We start from the raw sequence: 14,903 nt of genomic DNA, 5'->3' as shown, positions 1-14,903 counted from the left end.
ACATGTCGAAAAAAGGTTGGAGCTTTATCGTTGTAATCGCCTTGCTCATCGGCGTCATTCTCTATTCAGCGATGACAGGCAGTCTCAAGGTGAATTTGAGTCAATTGGTGACCGGATTGTGGACAGGGACGGATGATCAGGTGAATGTGGTCAAGGATTTGAGACTACCGAGAATTATCGTAGCCGTGATGGCGGGAGCCACGCTTGCGGTGGCGGGTGTTTTACTGCAAGCCGTGATGAAAAACCCGCTGGCTGATGCCGGGGTTATCGGTATTTCCTCGGGGGCGGCTTTGGTTTCGCTGATTGCGGTTACGATCTTTCCGGCACTCTATTTCTGGATGCCCTTCTTTTCTTTTATCGGTGGTGCGCTGGCCTGTCTCATGGTTTACGGATTTTCATGGAAATCCGGCTTGCATCCGATTCGTCTGATCTTGATCGGGGTCGCTGTGAATGCGATTTTTTCGGGTCTCGGGCAGTCGTTTAACTATCGGGGCAGTTACGCGGTCACCAGCATTAATCAGGTTACGACCTCAACCTTGTCCATGAAAAAATGGGTCGATGTCGAGGTTATTGTGACCTATGGCGGGATGGGGCTGATTTTAGCCATGCTCGTGTTTTCATGGTGCAATTTTTTGTCTCTGCAAGATAAAACAGCTAAAAACCTCGGATTCAATGTGACGCGTGCGCGTCTTTTGATTTCTGTCATTGCTGTGCTGCTTGCGGCAACGGCTACAGCCATTGCTGGAGTTATTGCCTTTATCGGCCTGCTCGTTCCGCATTGTGCCCGCTACTTGGTGGGTTCGGATCACAAATGGCTGATTCCGTTCTCTGCCTTATGCGGGGGATTGCTGCTGCTGCTCGCGGATACACTAGGCCGGACGGTACTTGCTCCCAATGAAATTCCGGCTTCCATTATTATGGCCGTCATTGGCGGGCCGTTCCTGATATTCCTGATCAGAAAGGCGGATCGCACTTATGGACATTAAGGATATTACCTTTTCATATGACCGGAAAACGGATCGTCTTCACGCCATCAATGCTGTCATTGAGCCGGGACGGATTACAACCATCATTGGTCCCAACGGCTGTGGCAAATCGACGTTGCTTAGCGTCATGTCGAACAATGCGACTCCCCGCTTGGGTCAGGTGATTCTGGACGGTAAAGAGATTGCCCGATACAAGCCCAAGGAACTGGCCCGTCAACTGGCGGTGGTTCATCAGCAGAATGAGGCACCCTCTGACTTGACCGTAGAAAAGCTGGTCAGCTTCGGAAGACTTCCGCATAAGAACATGTTCACAGCAAGACGTGACGAGGACGAGCAGGCGGTCGAATGGGCGCTAGCCTGTACGAATCTGGAGGAACGCAGAACACGCACGCTAGATCAGCTATCCGGGGGAGAAAGGCAGCGTGTATGGATTGCAATGGCCTTGGCACAACGGACACCGATTTTATTTTTGGATGAGCCGACCACCTATCTGGATATGTACTACCAGCTTGAAATTTTGGAACTCATCCGGCAGTTAAATCAGGAACACGGCCTGACGATCGTAATGGTGCTGCATGATATCAATCAGGCTATTCGTTATAGCGACGTTATGATTGCCATGAAGGAAGGACGCATTATAACGAACGGTCCGCCCGCTAAGGTCGTCACATCCGATATGATTCAGGCAGTCTACGGCGTGGAAGTAGTCGTAAGACATGACGCTGAGGCGGGAATGTATCTGATTCCGATAGGGGTTGGGGCTTCCGCAGATTCTTCCATACATTTACAAGCACAGGGAGTGTAGATATTGTCTGCTGAATAGCTCGTCTGTCTCCAGCGGCATCGAAATTGCAAACAAGAAAAAATGGTTCTGGCCCGCGTTTTTGTCAGGAGACAATCGTAGGAATGGAAGCATTTTTTATTTTATTTTTAGAATATCGACGGAGGTTTCAGGGTTGTTCGGTTGACACACGGTTCGAATCCGATCCGTTGTGTGTTATACTATTGCCGTCGGTAATTTTGTGATTAGCACTTTACTAATGATAAGGATGGTATGCTCATATGATCAGTACAAGCGGCGTAACGCTTCGTTATGGTAAACGCCCACTTTTTGAAGACGTAAACATCAAATTTACTCCTGGGAACTGCTACGGCCTGATTGGGGCAAATGGCGCGGGCAAATCTACCTTTTTGAAAATTCTTTCTGGTGAAATCGAAGCCAATTCAGGCGAGGTTCACATGACACCGGGCGAACGGATGGCAGTGCTCAAGCAGAACCATTACGAATACGATGAATTTCCGGTTCTGGAAACCGTTATTATGGGCCATACGCGTCTGTATGAAATCATGAAGGAAAAAGATACACTGTACGCTAAATCTGAATTCACAGAGGCAGACGGCCTGCGTGCCGGCGAGCTTGAAGGTGAATTTGCGGAGCTGAACGGATGGGATGCCGAGCCGGATGCGGCTTCCTTGCTGATCGGTCTTGGGATTACGCGTGATCTGCATGACAAGAACATGTCTGAGCTGAGCGGTAATGACAAGGTACGTGTTCTCCTGGCTCAAGCGTTGTTTGGTCGTCCAAACAACTTGCTGCTCGATGAGCCTACCAACCATTTGGACCTCGAATCCATTCAATGGCTGGAAAATTTCTTGATGGACTATGAAGGCACCGTCATCGTCGTATCCCATGATCGTCACTTCCTGAACAAGGTATGTACGCATATTGCGGATATTGATTTTGGCAAAATCCAGATGTACGTCGGCAACTACGACTTCTGGTATGAGTCCAGTCAGCTTGCGCTTGCCTTATCTCGTGATGCCAACAAGAAAAAGGAAGAGAAAATCAAGGAACTGCAAGCCTTTATTCAACGCTTTTCCGCGAATGCTTCCAAGTCCAAACAGGCTACTTCACGTAAAAAACAACTGGATAAAATTACGCTGGACGATATTCGTCCGTCGAACCGTAAATATCCGTTCCTGAACTTCAAGCCTGAACGCGAAGCGGGCAAACAGCTGTTGACGGTAGACCGTCTCAGCAAATCCATGGAAGGCGAGCAAGTGCTGAATGAGTTCAGTCTGGTTGTGAACAAAGGTGATAAAATCGCGTTTGTCGGCCCGAACAGCTTGCCTAAATCAACGCTCTTCCAGGTATTGATGCACGAAAATGAAGCGGACAGCGGTGAATTCTCTTGGGGGATTACCACTACTCAGGCTTATTTCCCGAAAGACAATTCCACCTATTTTGAAGGTGTGGATATGAATCTCGTGGAATGGCTGCGCCAATATTCCAAGGATCAGGACGAAACGTTCCTGCGTGGGTTCCTGGGACGTATGCTCTTCTCAGGTGAAGAAGCGCTCAAGAAAGCAAGCGTGCTGTCCGGGGGCGAGAAGGTTCGCTGTATGCTGGCCAAGATGATGCTGAATGGTGCCAATGTGCTGCTGCTGGATGAACCGACCAATCACTTGGATCTGGAATCCATTACAGCGCTGAACAATGGTCTGATCGACTTTGACGGTACAATATTATTCACATCGCATGACCATCAGTTCATTCAAACCATTGCGAACCGTATCGTGGAAATTACGCCGAACGGTGTAATCGACCGTACGATGAGCTATGATGAATACTTGGAAAACGATGAAATCACGAAATTGCGTGAAAGTATGTATCCGGTAGAAATCGTCTAAAACCAGCCAACCTTCAGTAAATCGATAAATAAAAAAGAGGAGCTCCTTCAGGCCATTTATGATGGCGGGGGGAGACTCCTCTTTTTCATTTGCGCCATTACCAATGGCTCACACCGTCAGGGCTACAGGGCGAAGATAATTTTGCCTGAGTCCGGTACGGTATAGCCTAATGAGTTGGCTTATGATCCGCCTGTACGACGGCGTTGGTTGTTCGGCTTCTTCGTATTTTGGCTTTTCAGTGTTTTGGCGGAACCGCCTTGAAAGCCGCCCTGCTGTGAAGCGCCGGACTGCTGTTTTTTTTGTGCCAGCTTTTCCCGAATGGCATCTGCGAGATTAACTTTACGTGGTTCATTAGCATCGCTCATGAATAAATTCCTCCTGTTGCCGCCAAATTCATGTCAATCATGCTGGATTGAAGGAAAACGCGGCTGTGTCCCCATTTTATACGTTTTTAAAAGATGGGACAAGGGCAACAATGATAACAAGACGATGGGGCGGACCGGAAGAGGGGATGTCTATTTTTTGTATAAAGGAAAAAAAGTTTCATATACCCCACAGGAATGGGGCTTGGCAATATTTTTTCATGGTTCCTACAGCGATGCGGAGCGGAAAGACTGTTTCTCTAGACCCACACAAACATGGTCTGTTATCCTGAAAATAACCGTTACTCAACGGCAAATGGTTATTTTCAGGGCAGCTACGCTGCTATTTTTATTTTTGGGTTGGACGCAGCAAGGAATGGTATAAAAGCTTATCCTGACTTTATGGCTTTCCCGTGATTATTAGGGTGAGAACGTTCTGTCGGGAACTCTATTTTTGAAGGAGTGTCCCCCGTTGTGGTGAATGTGTATGATGAAATACGAAAAGGTGAACGTGGGGCATGGGTGAGCATTATCGCCTACCTTTTTCTATCCGCCTTTAAGCTGATTAGTGGATATATATTTGCTTCCAGTGCGTTGCTGGCCGATGGATTTAACAATGTCACGGATATTGTGGTGTCCGTTGCCGTACTGATCGGTCTGCGAATATCTCAAAAACCGCCGGACTCCGACCACGCCTATGGACATTTTCGGGCAGAAACAATAGCGGCATTGCTGGCATCCTTTATTATGGCTGTTGTCGGTCTTCAGGTGCTTATTGACGGGATCGGAAGTATTTTCAGAGGCGGCAAGCAGACGCCTGATGTTACTTCCGCAGGAGTAGCGGTAATATGTGCGGTCATTATGCTGGGAGTATATATGTACAACAACAGACTGGCGCGGAAAATTAACAACAAGGCGTTACTGGCGGCTGCCAAGGATAACCTATCAGATGCGCTCGTCAGTATCGGTGCAGCGGTTGGTATTATCGGGGCACAGTTTGGATTGCCATGGCTGGATACGGTTGCGGCGATAGCAGTAGGATTTATGATCTGTAAAACGGCGTGGGATATTTTCAAGGACTCTACACACAGCCTGACGGATGGTTTTGATGAGCAGGAGCTGTCAGAGTTACGCAGTACGATTGCTCATATACCCGGTGTGGAGGGGATTCGTGATGTCAAGGCGCGGATACACGGCAATCATGCTTTGGTGGATGTCGTCATAGAGGTGAACCCGCAACTCAGCCTGATTGAAGGACATCGGATCAGCGACCGGATTGAGGAACGGCTGCAAGAGGTTCATAATACGATGCATGTTCATGTCCATGTGGAACCCAAATTATAGATTATTTATTTAATAATTAGTGTTGAAAATGACTTTAGACCTATATGTAAAAGGTGTATGCGCTACCTTTTGTGACGTTTGGATTATATCTCTCTTCCTGTTGCTTTTACTATAATGAAAGCATGTCCGGCTATATTCGTCGGAATTGGACTTGCTCTTCAAATTCGTAAAAACAGCCAGGAGGTGCAACATTGAGAAGACGCGTGATGGGAATGCTCATGACGTCAGCCGCGCTGTTGGCAGCCATTCATGTGGCGCCGAGTCAGGTTGGTGCAGCGGCATCGCCAGCATCTACGGGACAGAAGGCGGTTATTCAGACGGCTGTAAAGCTTAGATCCGGGCCTTCGACTACGGGGGATGTAGTCAGCTTTATGAAGCAGGGAGAGGCCGTAACGGTATTGGAGAAAACAAACAGCTATTGGTATAAGATCAAGACGTCTGATGGGGTAACTGGGTACACAAGCAGCTCCGACAAGTACATAAAAGTAGGCGCTACCAGCGTCGCTGCTGCTGTCACCGAGCCTGCCGTCCGTAAACCGGAAGCCAAAGAAGTGCTTAAAACTAACAGTTCAGCCAAAGAGGCTCCAGCCTCAGTGAATAGTTCTGCCGGTCAAACGAAAGCTACGATTCAAACGTCCGTTCGTTTGCGGGCGGAGGCATCCACTTCATCCGAGATTTTGGGCTATTTGAATGCAGGAGATATCGTGACGATTACCGATCCAAGCAACGCCTATTGGTTCAAGATTACCAATGCTGATGGCACGGTGGGTTATGTCAGCTCGTCCCCACAGTATATTCGTATTGGTGAGGGCGTTGTTGTACAGCAGCCAGTGGCTGCTCCGGTGACGTCTGCTCCTGACACCACCGTGATTCCTGCTGTAGCAACACCTGCGGAAGCCATAAACTTGTCTTCTGGTGACGCAGTGGCTGCCATTGAACAGGTTATTAACACAGGGATGACTTATCTTGGTACTCCGTATGAATATGGTTCCGATCGTAGCAGTACGGCTACTTTTGATTGCTCGGCATTTACCCGTCAAATTTTCCGTCAGGCTGCAGGTATTCAGCTTCCGGCGGATTCTCGTTCACAGGGCGAGTGGATCAAGCAAAATAGTCAGCCAAACACAGACATGACCACGCTGAAACGTGGAGATATGCTTTTCTTTACCAATTACAATGCGTCTTCCGGGGCATATACGTCCTTGGACAACTCCTCCCAAACGATTACACACGTAGCTGTATATCTTGGAGACAACAAGCTTCTTCATACGTTTTCTGTAGCGGGTGGCGGTGTGAAGGTTACGGATTTCAGCAAGGCTTGGCAGGATCGTTTCCTGTTCGGGGGAAGCGTAATCCAATAAAAGCATCATTAACCTTAAAAAAATTCCGCATTAAAAATAGGATGTTCCACAACCCTGTGATCGGGGCGGGAACATCCTATTTTTAAAGCTACAAAAATAATATATCTTCACTACACGTATCTCAAACTTCTTCTATTACACCTATGACGCTCGTTTTCTTCCGGTAAATAGTGAAATGACGAACAACACCAGAAATAACACAAATAATATTTTGGCGATTGTAGCAGCTATGGATACAACGATACCAAAAAAACCTAAAATCCCGGCGATCACGGCAAAAACCAAAAATAAAGCGGACCATTTCAGCATGTTCTGCATCCTCCTTGAATTGTATATAATGTGGCATACTCACGCCCGATAGAGCGTGGCTGTGAATGACGGCTGAATCATTTGAATCCTTTGTGGCTCTGCCATCGTTATATGTTGCTTTAAACCGTGTCTGAATCCGTGAAACATAGCGTCAGGAGTGGGGGAAAGCAAGCTGCAACGTTGTTTCGTGTCTGAACGTAAGGGGTAACTATGCTGTAATCATAAACATCATCGTGAAAAATGAAAGAGGGGTTAGGCCATGTTAACACAGGTCAGTATTTTTATTATCGCTATCGCATTTGCAGTTCTCGTTATTTTCCTCATTAGAACACTTAAAGCAGCACAAGGCTCTCTGGAAAAGGTAACTCAGACTCTCCAGGATGTACAAAAAACGGTAGATGAACTGAGCTATGAAGTAAAGCAAACAGTTCGACATGCCAATGATATTACCGCAGATGTTGATCATAAATTGAAGCAGGTGGAGCCTGTGATGGAATCGGTTAAAAACCTGGGCGAGGTGCTTAACGAAGTCACTTTGGCTGCGAAGCAGGCTTCAGCGGCATTAATCACCCGGTTTCAGAAGCCGCATCATACAGTGGATAAAAAGACCGATACGGAAACCGCGATGAAGTCAGCTGCGTCGAACAGGCCGCTAACTTCAACGGAACGGACGGTTCATAGCTACAATGCGACCTACGAGGAGCCAGCAGCAAAGCCGGCCAAAAACTGGTTGGGTTATGTTGATATCGCTGCCGGGGTGTGGCAGAAAATGCGTCAGTAGCATAGTGGCTGAACCGTAAACTATAGGAAATTCATTGAAAGGGTGAGATTTATGATGAAGATATTATGGCTAGCTGCTGGTTTGCTCACTCCCTTTTCCGGACAGGATACGGTTCAGCAAGCCGTTTCCCCGCATACGGCGGGGCATGTAGTAAGGGCTGTGCAGACGATTCCCGCCAAAAATGCTGTACCGGCTGATTTTCATACGTTAAACGGTATATCTTTGGACGATACGCGTGCGGATGTATTGAAAAAAAGGGGCACGCCCCTCCGAGTGAAGGAGGATACGCTGCTGCTTTCTACGGAATATCAATATCCTGATGTCGTGGTAGGTATGCGAGGTGATATGGTTTCTTATGTGCATGTAGATCCCGCTGCTGGACGGATCAAGGTCAATGACCAGTGGCTGCCGTTAAAACCGCAAACGCTGGATAAGGCGCTGGGTGGCTCGCAATTTACGGCAGAGGACGGCGAGGTATACGTTCGTGGACAGCGTGCAATCAAAGTTTTTATGGATGAGGCGTCCGATAAGCCTAAATATGTAGAGTTTTTTGACGAAGCCGAGTGGTAATGTCTCTAATTTTAAGAGCATGACATAACATGGAAGTTTCAAACAAATGTACAGCGTGTAATAGTCAGAGAAGTCAATCCTAATAAGGAGCGTGAGAAACATGAATCAGATCCATCATAAATCTTATGCCAAAGTGGTAGAGAACGGTGTACAAGCCATTGAAGCGGTGAATGAATTGCGCAACACGGGCTATCGTTATGAGGATGTGTTCGTGCTCGCTCATGATCAGGACCGGACGGATCGTATTGCAGATACGGTGGATGCCAAGGAAATCGGAATGAAGGAAGAGGGCGTTTTTGATTCATTAGCCAATCTGTTCCGTTCCCGTGGCGACGAGCTTCGCGCTAAAATTACTTTCTTGGGATTTACAGATACGGAAGCTGATTTTTACGAAAAAGAACTGGATCAGGGCAAAGTTCTGGTCATTGCCAAAAAAGCTTGATAACGCCGGTTGAACAGGAAAATAGACTGGCATTAGAGCTAAAAAATAGGATGCTGACCGCCGCACAAGTGCTTTGCGGTTCCTCCAAAAACATAGATAAGGAATGGGGCGAGGGCCTCATTCCTTATCTATGTTTTTGGAATGCCTTCTTATGGAAAGCTAATTCATGTCCATAAGGCGTTGCCGCTTAAACAGGTATAGTATAATACATGGGTTACAGATAAGGAGAGAGAAATGAGAATCTTAATTGTTGACGATAATCCGACCAATGTCATTATTATTCGTGAAATATTAAAGAAAGAAAATTATAGGGACGTCATCTCTGCCAGCTCAGCCGCAGAAATGTTGGAGCATCTGGGGATTGGCGACCGTTCCATCAGTCTGCGACCTCAACCTTCCGATATTGATTTGGTTCTGCTGGATATGATGATGCCTGAAATGGATGGTATCGAAGCATGCAGCATCGTGCAGGAATACGAGCATCTGAAAGATATACCTATCATCATGGTAACTGCTGTAGGCGATTCCAAGAAACTGGCAGAGGCACTGGATGTAGGGGCCGTCGATTACGTCACCAAGCCTATTAATAAGGTAGAGTTAATGGCCAGAATACGGCTTGCCTTGCGTCTCAAACAGGAAAAGGACTGGCATAAAGACCGGGACCAGAGGATTCAGGACGAGCTGAAGCTGGCCGCGATGGTACAGCAGGCTGTGCTTAGTCCTGCCATTCAAGATCCGGTGCTGCAAGTCAATGCACTGTATCAGCCTTCCTTTGAACTGGCGGGAGACTTGTATTCCTGGTATCCGCTCGGGGAAGGTAGATATGCGATCATTTTGCTGGATATGATGGGTCATGGCATCTCTTCTTCACTGTTCTGCATGTTCATTGCATCTGTACTCAAGGATACCGTGACCACCTACGTAGAGCCGGAAAAGGTGATTCAGGAGCTGAATCGTCGCTTTAATCAACTGGATTTGGGCAAGCAGCTCGTGCAGTATTATTTTACGGCGATTTATATGGTCATTGATACCCGTTCTCGGCGGATTGATTATGTGAATGCGGGGCATCCGCCTGGGCTGCTGTTTAGTCAGGACGGGAGCATCACCAAATTTGACCGTGCGTGCAGTCCGGTAGGCTTGTTTAATAAAATTGATGCGGAAATGCACACGGTCCATTATGAAGGAACGGGGCATATCGCTTTGTATACCGATGGCTTGCTGGAGGCTGTAGAGGGCGAATATGAGGAACAATTGGAGTATTTGACTGCGTGTCTGCGCAAGCATGAGGAATGGAATGAAGAAGCGATGCTGGATGCTTTTTTTCGTAAAGAAGCACCGCAGGATCGCGATGATGATAAGTGCCTGATCTGGATTTCATTGAAAGAGGGAGAGAGCTTGCATGAAAATCAGAAATAAACTGCTGATCGGCTTCGGGTCGCTTATGACGATCCTCCTTGTGCTGACACTAATCAGCTATGATCGAATGGGGAGTCTGAATGAGCAGCTGAATCAGGTTTACCAGGAACGCTATATGAAGGTCCGAAAAACAACGGCCATTCGCGGACAGGTGAACGATATGGCGAAGGTTATGGCTAATCTGATCCTGAATCCGGGGTCCTCTGTCAGTGAGGCCAAGCGAGAGCTTGATGGTACTACTGCTTCAGGAACTAAGGTGCTGGAGGAATTGGAAGCTGGTTCCAATACCAGTGAGGAGCAGCAGCAAGTGGATCGGGTAGCGGCTGCCTGGAAAGACTTTTTGAGCTATGAACAAAGACTGATTTCCTTGTTGGAGCAAGACCGTATTGAGGAAGCGAACGCTTTCCGTAATAGTACGGGGTTACCTGCTCAACAGGAGGCGCTGGACAGTGTTTCAACACTTTCTGTTTTTCAGGATCGGGAAATAGATCATGATATGGAGCAAGCCAATCAGGCTTATCAGGAATCCGTACAGATTACTACAATTCTGATGGTCGCCGGGCTGCTTATGGGGTTATTGGTTATCTTGTGGGTGCTTCCAAGTATTGCGAAAGGTCTAAACATCGTTAACCTCATGATCAATGGCTTTGGCAAAGGAAAATACAGGGCGATCAGCCGAATGAACGTAGCTTCCAAGGACGAGATTGGGGAGGTTGCCCGTGTATTTCAGCAAATGGCTGGAGACCTGGAGGAAAAGCGTAAGTTCGAGCACTCCGTCCTTCAGACGCAGAAGGATCAAGCCTGGCTCAATGCCAACACGGCACGGGTGACAGAACTGTTCCGAGGCGTGAATTCACTGGAGCAGGTCGCACAGATGTTTATCAGTGAGTTTACGCCTATTTTGGGAGGCAGCTACGGAGCGATTTATTTGCAAGGCAAGCAAGTGGAAGATGATCAATTTAAGCTGTACGGCTCCTACGCGAAGGAGGCTACTGAAGATTCGATCAAGGACGTTATCCATGTTGGCGAAGGCTTGCTTGGACAAAGTGTTCTGGATCGCAAACCGATCCTGATTACGGAGACTCCTGACGGATATTTGTCCATCGGCTCCGCATTAGGGGCAAGTAAGCCGGTGGGGATTATGATTTTCCCTGTATTATTCGAGGATGAATGCATCGGTGCTGTGGAAATAGCGTCGCTGGATCGCTTTAGTGATCTGGAAACGAAGCTGCTTGCTCAATTAGTCGAGAGCTTGGGGATTATTTTGAACAACATCAAGGGACGGATGCGGGTAGAGCAGCTGCTGCGCGAATCGCAGGCGTTGACTGAGGAATTGCAGTGCCAGTCCGAAGAGCTTCAAACCCAGCAAGAGGAGCTCAAGCGTTCCAACGAAAATTTGGAGGAGCAGACGGAGGAGCTTAAACATTCGGAAGAGCTGCTACAGCGTCAGCAGGAGGAACTGGAGCATTTTAACACCGAGCTGATTGCCAAAACGAGAGCGCTGGAAGAGCAGGTTCGGGAAGTGGAGGAAAAGAACGACGAGATCGAACGTGCGCGTGCCCAGTTGGAGCAGCAGGCAATGCAGTTGGGCATCACGAGCAAATACAAATCCGAGTTTTTGGCGAACATGTCGCATGAACTGCGTACTCCGCTGAATAGCTTGCTCATTCTTTCTCAGCTCCTGTCCGAGAACAAGGACGGCAATCTCAAGCCCAAGCAGGTAGAATATGCACAGACCATTTATAGGTCAGGCGCAGATTTGCTGAAAATGATTGATGAAATTCTGGATCTATCCAAAGTGGACGCCGGGAAAATGGATATTAACCATGAGGCCGTCAACCTGAAAGAGCTGGAGATGTTTGTGGAACAAAATTTTGCTCCGGTCGCAGCCAAGCGTGAGCTTCAGCTCCATACCGAGATAGAAGAAAACTTGCCGGAAGCCATAATAAGTGACGGGTATCGTCTCAAACAAATTTTACGGAATTTATTGTCCAACGCATTCAAGTTTACGACAGAGGGATCTGTTCGTTTTAGTGTATCAAGGGCAACCGGTGACCAGCTTCCCGGTTTTCCAAATCCGCATAAATCCTATCTGGCCTTGTCTGTACGTGATACGGGCATCGGCATTGCTTCGGATAAAACGGATCTGATTTTCGAGGCATTCCAACAGGTAGATGGAACAACCAGCCGTAAATACGGCGGAACTGGACTTGGCTTGTCAATCAGCCGCGAGCTTTCTAGATTGCTGGGCGGTGTTATTACAGTAGAATCTGAGCAGGGGCAGGGCAGTTGCTTCACGCTGTATCTGCCAGAACAAACGCAAACAGCAGAGGGAGCAGAGATGCAATCGGGCACGGCACTGGATATGGGTGGCGTCGCAGCATCCGCAGAATCGGATTCTCCTATGCTTGTTCCCGCTGAGCAGTTGCCTATGTATCAGATGCCTTCGAAGGAAAAATCGGAGGACATCGTGCACCCGGGCGACGACCGGAACGATATTGCCTCAATGGATAAGGTCTTACTGATCATAGAGGATGACGTTAAATTCGCTAAAATCCTGTACGATATGGCTCGTAGCCGTGACTTTAAGGCACTTATTGCTCTCCAGGGAGACGAGGGGCTGGACATGGCCAGATCCTATTTGCCCGAAGCCATTATTCTGGATATTCAATTGCCTGTTATGGATGGTTGGTCCATTTTGGGTGAGCTGAAAGGAAATGCATCTACGCGGCATATTCCGGTACATGTTATTTCGGTTATCGACGATGTGAAGCAAGGCTTGATGATGGGCGCAATTGCCTATCTCAAAAAGCCATCTTCAAAGGAAAGTTTGGATAAGGCATTTTCACATATTAAATCATATACAGATAAAATGGTGAAACGTCTTCTCGTGGTTGAGGACGATGATAATCAGCGTAAATCCATTATTGAACTGATTGACCATGACGATGTTGCCATTACGGCGGTTTCGACCGGGCAGGAAGCGCTGAACGAGCTGGGAATGCAGCGGTATGACTGTATGGTGCTGGACCTCATGCTGAACGATATGACAGGCTTTGAACTGCTGGGCCGCATTCGGGACAATGAGCAGCTGGCCGATCTGCCGATTATTATTTATACGGGTAAAGATCTGGACAGCAAAGAAGAAACGCAACTGCGTAAATTTGCGGAGTCCATTATTATTAAGGATGTCAAATCGCCGGAACGGCTTTTGGATGAAACGACCCTGTTCCTGCATCGTGTCGAGGCGAATCTCCCTGAGGACAAACGTAAAATTTTGCAGAAGCTATATAACAAAGAAGAATTGTTTGAGGGTAAAAAGATATTGTTGGTGGATGATGATATCCGGAACGTATTCGCCCTGTCCAGCGTGCTGGAAAGCTACCGCATGGAGGTTACCTTTGCGGAAAATGGTAGAGAAGCGCTGGAAATGCTGGAACAGACACCTGATTTTGATCTGGTGCTGATGGATATGATGATGCCTGAAATGGACGGATATGAAGCCATGCGGCGAATCCGGCTGATGCCGCAATTCGAGAAGCTGCCTATTATTGCCCTCACAGCCAAGGCTATGAAGGATGATCGTTCCAAGTGTATTGAGGCAGGCGCTTCCGATTATGTGAAGAAGCCGATTCAAACCGAACAGCTTTTGTCATTAATGCGGGTATGGCTGTATTCGTAGCCCGAAAAAATGGGTAATATAAATCAACACATGATTGGAGCGGTACTGGCAAAACCTATTCAGGAATTGGAGAGAGACTATGACATCAAAGGATACGGCGGATAATGCTGCTATTGAACTGAAATCGAATGAAGCTGAGCGGGAAATGATTGAAATTGAGCTGTTGTTGGAAGGCATTCATCGGCTATACGGCTACGATTTTCGTAATTATGCTCTGCCTTCGATCAAGCGGCGTATTTATTATCATGCACAGTCCGAGAATGTTAGCACGATATCAGGGCTTCAGGAGAAGGTGCTGCATGATCGCAGTGCCTTCGATAGACTGGTACAGAGTCTTTCGATTCCAGTAACCGAGATGTTCCGCGATCCAGAGCTGTTTTTGAATTTCAGGCAGAAAATAATACCGATTTTACGGACATATCCGTACATTCGAATATGGCATGCAGGTTGCTCGACAGGTGAGGAAGTATACTCGATGGCGATCATGCTGCATGAGGAAGGCTTATATGATAAAGCCCGTATTTATGCGACGGATATGAATAACCTGTCTTTACAGCAGGCGAAGGAAGGCGTATACGGAATTGATCGAATGAAGCTGTATACCAAAAATTATTTGGATTCAGGAGGCACACAATCGTTCTCCGAATACTATACAGCCAAGTATGATTCAGTCATGTTTCAGCCTTTTTTACGTAAAAACATTATTTTTGCGGAGCACAACTTGGCGACAGACCGGTCCTTTAACGAGTTCAACGTTATTTTTTGCCGGAATGTCATGATTTATTTTAACGATGAACTTCGCAACCATGTACACGGGTTGTTTTATGATAGCTTGAGCCATTTTGGCGTGTTGGTGCTGGGGGCCAAGGAATCCATTCATTTTACCGATTATAGTGATTCCTACGAGCCGCTGGACCGGATAGAAAAAATATATCGGAAGATTAAATAGAGATGCTTAG

The 14,903-nt window shown here is 47.3% G+C and carries 13 protein-coding genes; 11 read left to right on the top strand and 2 right to left on the bottom strand.

Features of this window, described 5'->3' with window-relative positions:
* Positions 1–2 precede the first annotated feature (2 nt).
* The 3 genes from ACIFO6_RS00395 (at position 3) to ACIFO6_RS00385 (ending at position 3,677) form a co-directional block, all read left to right on the top strand.
* Positions 3–986: a FecCD family ABC transporter permease gene (locus tag ACIFO6_RS00395; protein WP_430036762.1), complete on the top strand. Its 984-nt coding sequence runs from the start codon at positions 3–5 to the stop codon at positions 984–986.
* The gene (locus ACIFO6_RS00390; protein WP_430036759.1) at positions 976–1,791 is read left to right on the top strand and encodes an ABC transporter ATP-binding protein; all 816 of its coding nucleotides are present in this window, start codon (positions 976–978) and stop codon (positions 1,789–1,791) included. Before ACIFO6_RS00395 ends, ACIFO6_RS00390 begins: the two co-directional genes overlap by 11 nt.
* A 257-nt stretch (positions 1,792–2,048) precedes the next feature.
* Positions 2,049–3,677: an ABC-F family ATP-binding cassette domain-containing protein gene (locus ACIFO6_RS00385; protein ID WP_430036757.1), complete on the top strand. Its 1,629-nt coding sequence runs from the start codon at positions 2,049–2,051 to the stop codon at positions 3,675–3,677.
* Positions 3,678–3,856: 179 nt separating this feature from the next.
* Here ACIFO6_RS00385 and ACIFO6_RS00380 read toward each other — a convergent pair whose 3' ends face one another.
* Entirely contained in the window at positions 3,857–4,042 is a 186-nt protein-coding gene (locus tag ACIFO6_RS00380) for a hypothetical protein (protein WP_013311941.1), read from the bottom strand.
* A gap of 471 nt (positions 4,043–4,513) precedes the next feature.
* Between ACIFO6_RS00380 and ACIFO6_RS00375 the strand changes: the two genes are divergently transcribed.
* Positions 4,514–5,383, top strand: coding sequence for a cation diffusion facilitator family transporter (locus tag ACIFO6_RS00375; RefSeq protein WP_430036755.1), 870 nt, complete (start codon positions 4,514–4,516; stop codon positions 5,381–5,383).
* A 191-nt stretch (positions 5,384–5,574) separates the two neighbouring features.
* The gene (locus ACIFO6_RS00370; protein ID WP_430036753.1) at positions 5,575–6,744 is read left to right on the top strand and encodes an SH3 domain-containing protein; all 1,170 of its coding nucleotides are present in this window, start codon (positions 5,575–5,577) and stop codon (positions 6,742–6,744) included.
* Between the two features lie 141 nt (positions 6,745–6,885).
* Here the strand turns inward: ACIFO6_RS00370 and ACIFO6_RS00365 are convergent, their stop codons facing one another.
* On the bottom strand, positions 6,886–7,053 hold the full coding sequence (locus ACIFO6_RS00365) for a DUF1328 domain-containing protein (protein WP_430036751.1): 168 nt from the start codon (positions 7,051–7,053) through the stop codon (positions 6,886–6,888).
* Positions 7,054–7,312: 259 nt separating this feature from the next.
* Here ACIFO6_RS00365 and ACIFO6_RS00360 point away from each other — a divergent pair, with 259 nt between their 5' ends.
* The 6 genes from ACIFO6_RS00360 to ACIFO6_RS00335 all read left to right on the top strand — a co-directional run bounded on the left by ACIFO6_RS00360 (position 7,313) and on the right by ACIFO6_RS00335 (position 14,893).
* A complete protein-coding gene (locus ACIFO6_RS00360; protein WP_430036748.1) occupies positions 7,313–7,834 on the top strand; it encodes a DUF948 domain-containing protein in 522 nt (173 codons plus the stop codon).
* Between the two features lie 51 nt (positions 7,835–7,885).
* Complete coding sequence (locus ACIFO6_RS00355; RefSeq protein ID WP_430036746.1) at positions 7,886–8,404, top strand: hypothetical protein; 519 nt, start codon at positions 7,886–7,888, stop codon at positions 8,402–8,404.
* Between the two features lie 100 nt (positions 8,405–8,504).
* The gene (locus ACIFO6_RS00350) at positions 8,505–8,846 is read left to right on the top strand and encodes a general stress protein (protein ID WP_430036744.1); all 342 of its coding nucleotides are present in this window, start codon (positions 8,505–8,507) and stop codon (positions 8,844–8,846) included.
* A 234-nt stretch (positions 8,847–9,080) separates the two neighbouring features.
* Positions 9,081–10,262, top strand: coding sequence for a PP2C family protein-serine/threonine phosphatase (locus tag ACIFO6_RS00345; protein ID WP_430036742.1), 1,182 nt, complete (start codon positions 9,081–9,083; stop codon positions 10,260–10,262).
* Positions 10,246–13,944, top strand: coding sequence for a response regulator (locus tag ACIFO6_RS00340; protein WP_430036739.1), 3,699 nt, complete (start codon positions 10,246–10,248; stop codon positions 13,942–13,944). Before ACIFO6_RS00345 ends, ACIFO6_RS00340 begins: the two co-directional genes overlap by 17 nt.
* 79 nt (positions 13,945–14,023) lie before the next feature.
* Positions 14,024–14,893 (top strand): CheR family methyltransferase, encoded by an 870-nt coding sequence (locus tag ACIFO6_RS00335; protein WP_430036737.1) that lies wholly within the window; start codon positions 14,024–14,026, stop codon positions 14,891–14,893.
* The last annotated feature ends 10 nt before the right edge of the window (positions 14,894–14,903 follow it).

Origin of the sequence: Paenibacillus sp. NRS-1781 (assembly GCF_050467745.1) — a bacterium.
Lineage (GTDB): Bacteria > Bacillota > Bacilli > Paenibacillales > Paenibacillaceae > Paenibacillus > Paenibacillus terrae_A.
This window is presented reverse-complemented; position numbering and strand designations above follow the sequence as displayed.

Bases quoted from the DNA above. Each gene is read 5' to 3' on its own strand.
- ACIFO6_RS00395 (WP_430036762.1), top strand. From the start codon at position 3: ATGTCGAAAAAAGGTTGGAGCTTTATCGTTGTAATCGCCTTGCTCATC.
- ACIFO6_RS00335 (WP_430036737.1), top strand. From the start codon at position 14,024: ATGACATCAAAGGATACGGCGGATAATGCTGCTATTGAACTGAAATCG.
- ACIFO6_RS00345 (WP_430036742.1), top strand. From the start codon at position 9,081: ATGAGAATCTTAATTGTTGACGATAATCCGACCAATGTCATTATTATT.
- ACIFO6_RS00380 (WP_013311941.1), bottom strand. From the start codon at position 4,042: ATGAGCGATGCTAATGAACCACGTAAAGTTAATCTCGCAGATGCCATT.
- ACIFO6_RS00390 (WP_430036759.1), top strand. From the start codon at position 976: ATGGACATTAAGGATATTACCTTTTCATATGACCGGAAAACGGATCGT.
- ACIFO6_RS00385 (WP_430036757.1), top strand. From the start codon at position 2,049: ATGATCAGTACAAGCGGCGTAACGCTTCGTTATGGTAAACGCCCACTT.
- ACIFO6_RS00350 (WP_430036744.1), top strand. From the start codon at position 8,505: ATGAATCAGATCCATCATAAATCTTATGCCAAAGTGGTAGAGAACGGT.
- ACIFO6_RS00365 (WP_430036751.1), bottom strand. From the start codon at position 7,053: ATGCTGAAATGGTCCGCTTTATTTTTGGTTTTTGCCGTGATCGCCGGG.
- ACIFO6_RS00355 (WP_430036746.1), top strand. From the start codon at position 7,886: ATGATGAAGATATTATGGCTAGCTGCTGGTTTGCTCACTCCCTTTTCC.
- ACIFO6_RS00360 (WP_430036748.1), top strand. From the start codon at position 7,313: ATGTTAACACAGGTCAGTATTTTTATTATCGCTATCGCATTTGCAGTT.
- ACIFO6_RS00340 (WP_430036739.1), top strand. From the start codon at position 10,246: ATGAAAATCAGAAATAAACTGCTGATCGGCTTCGGGTCGCTTATGACG.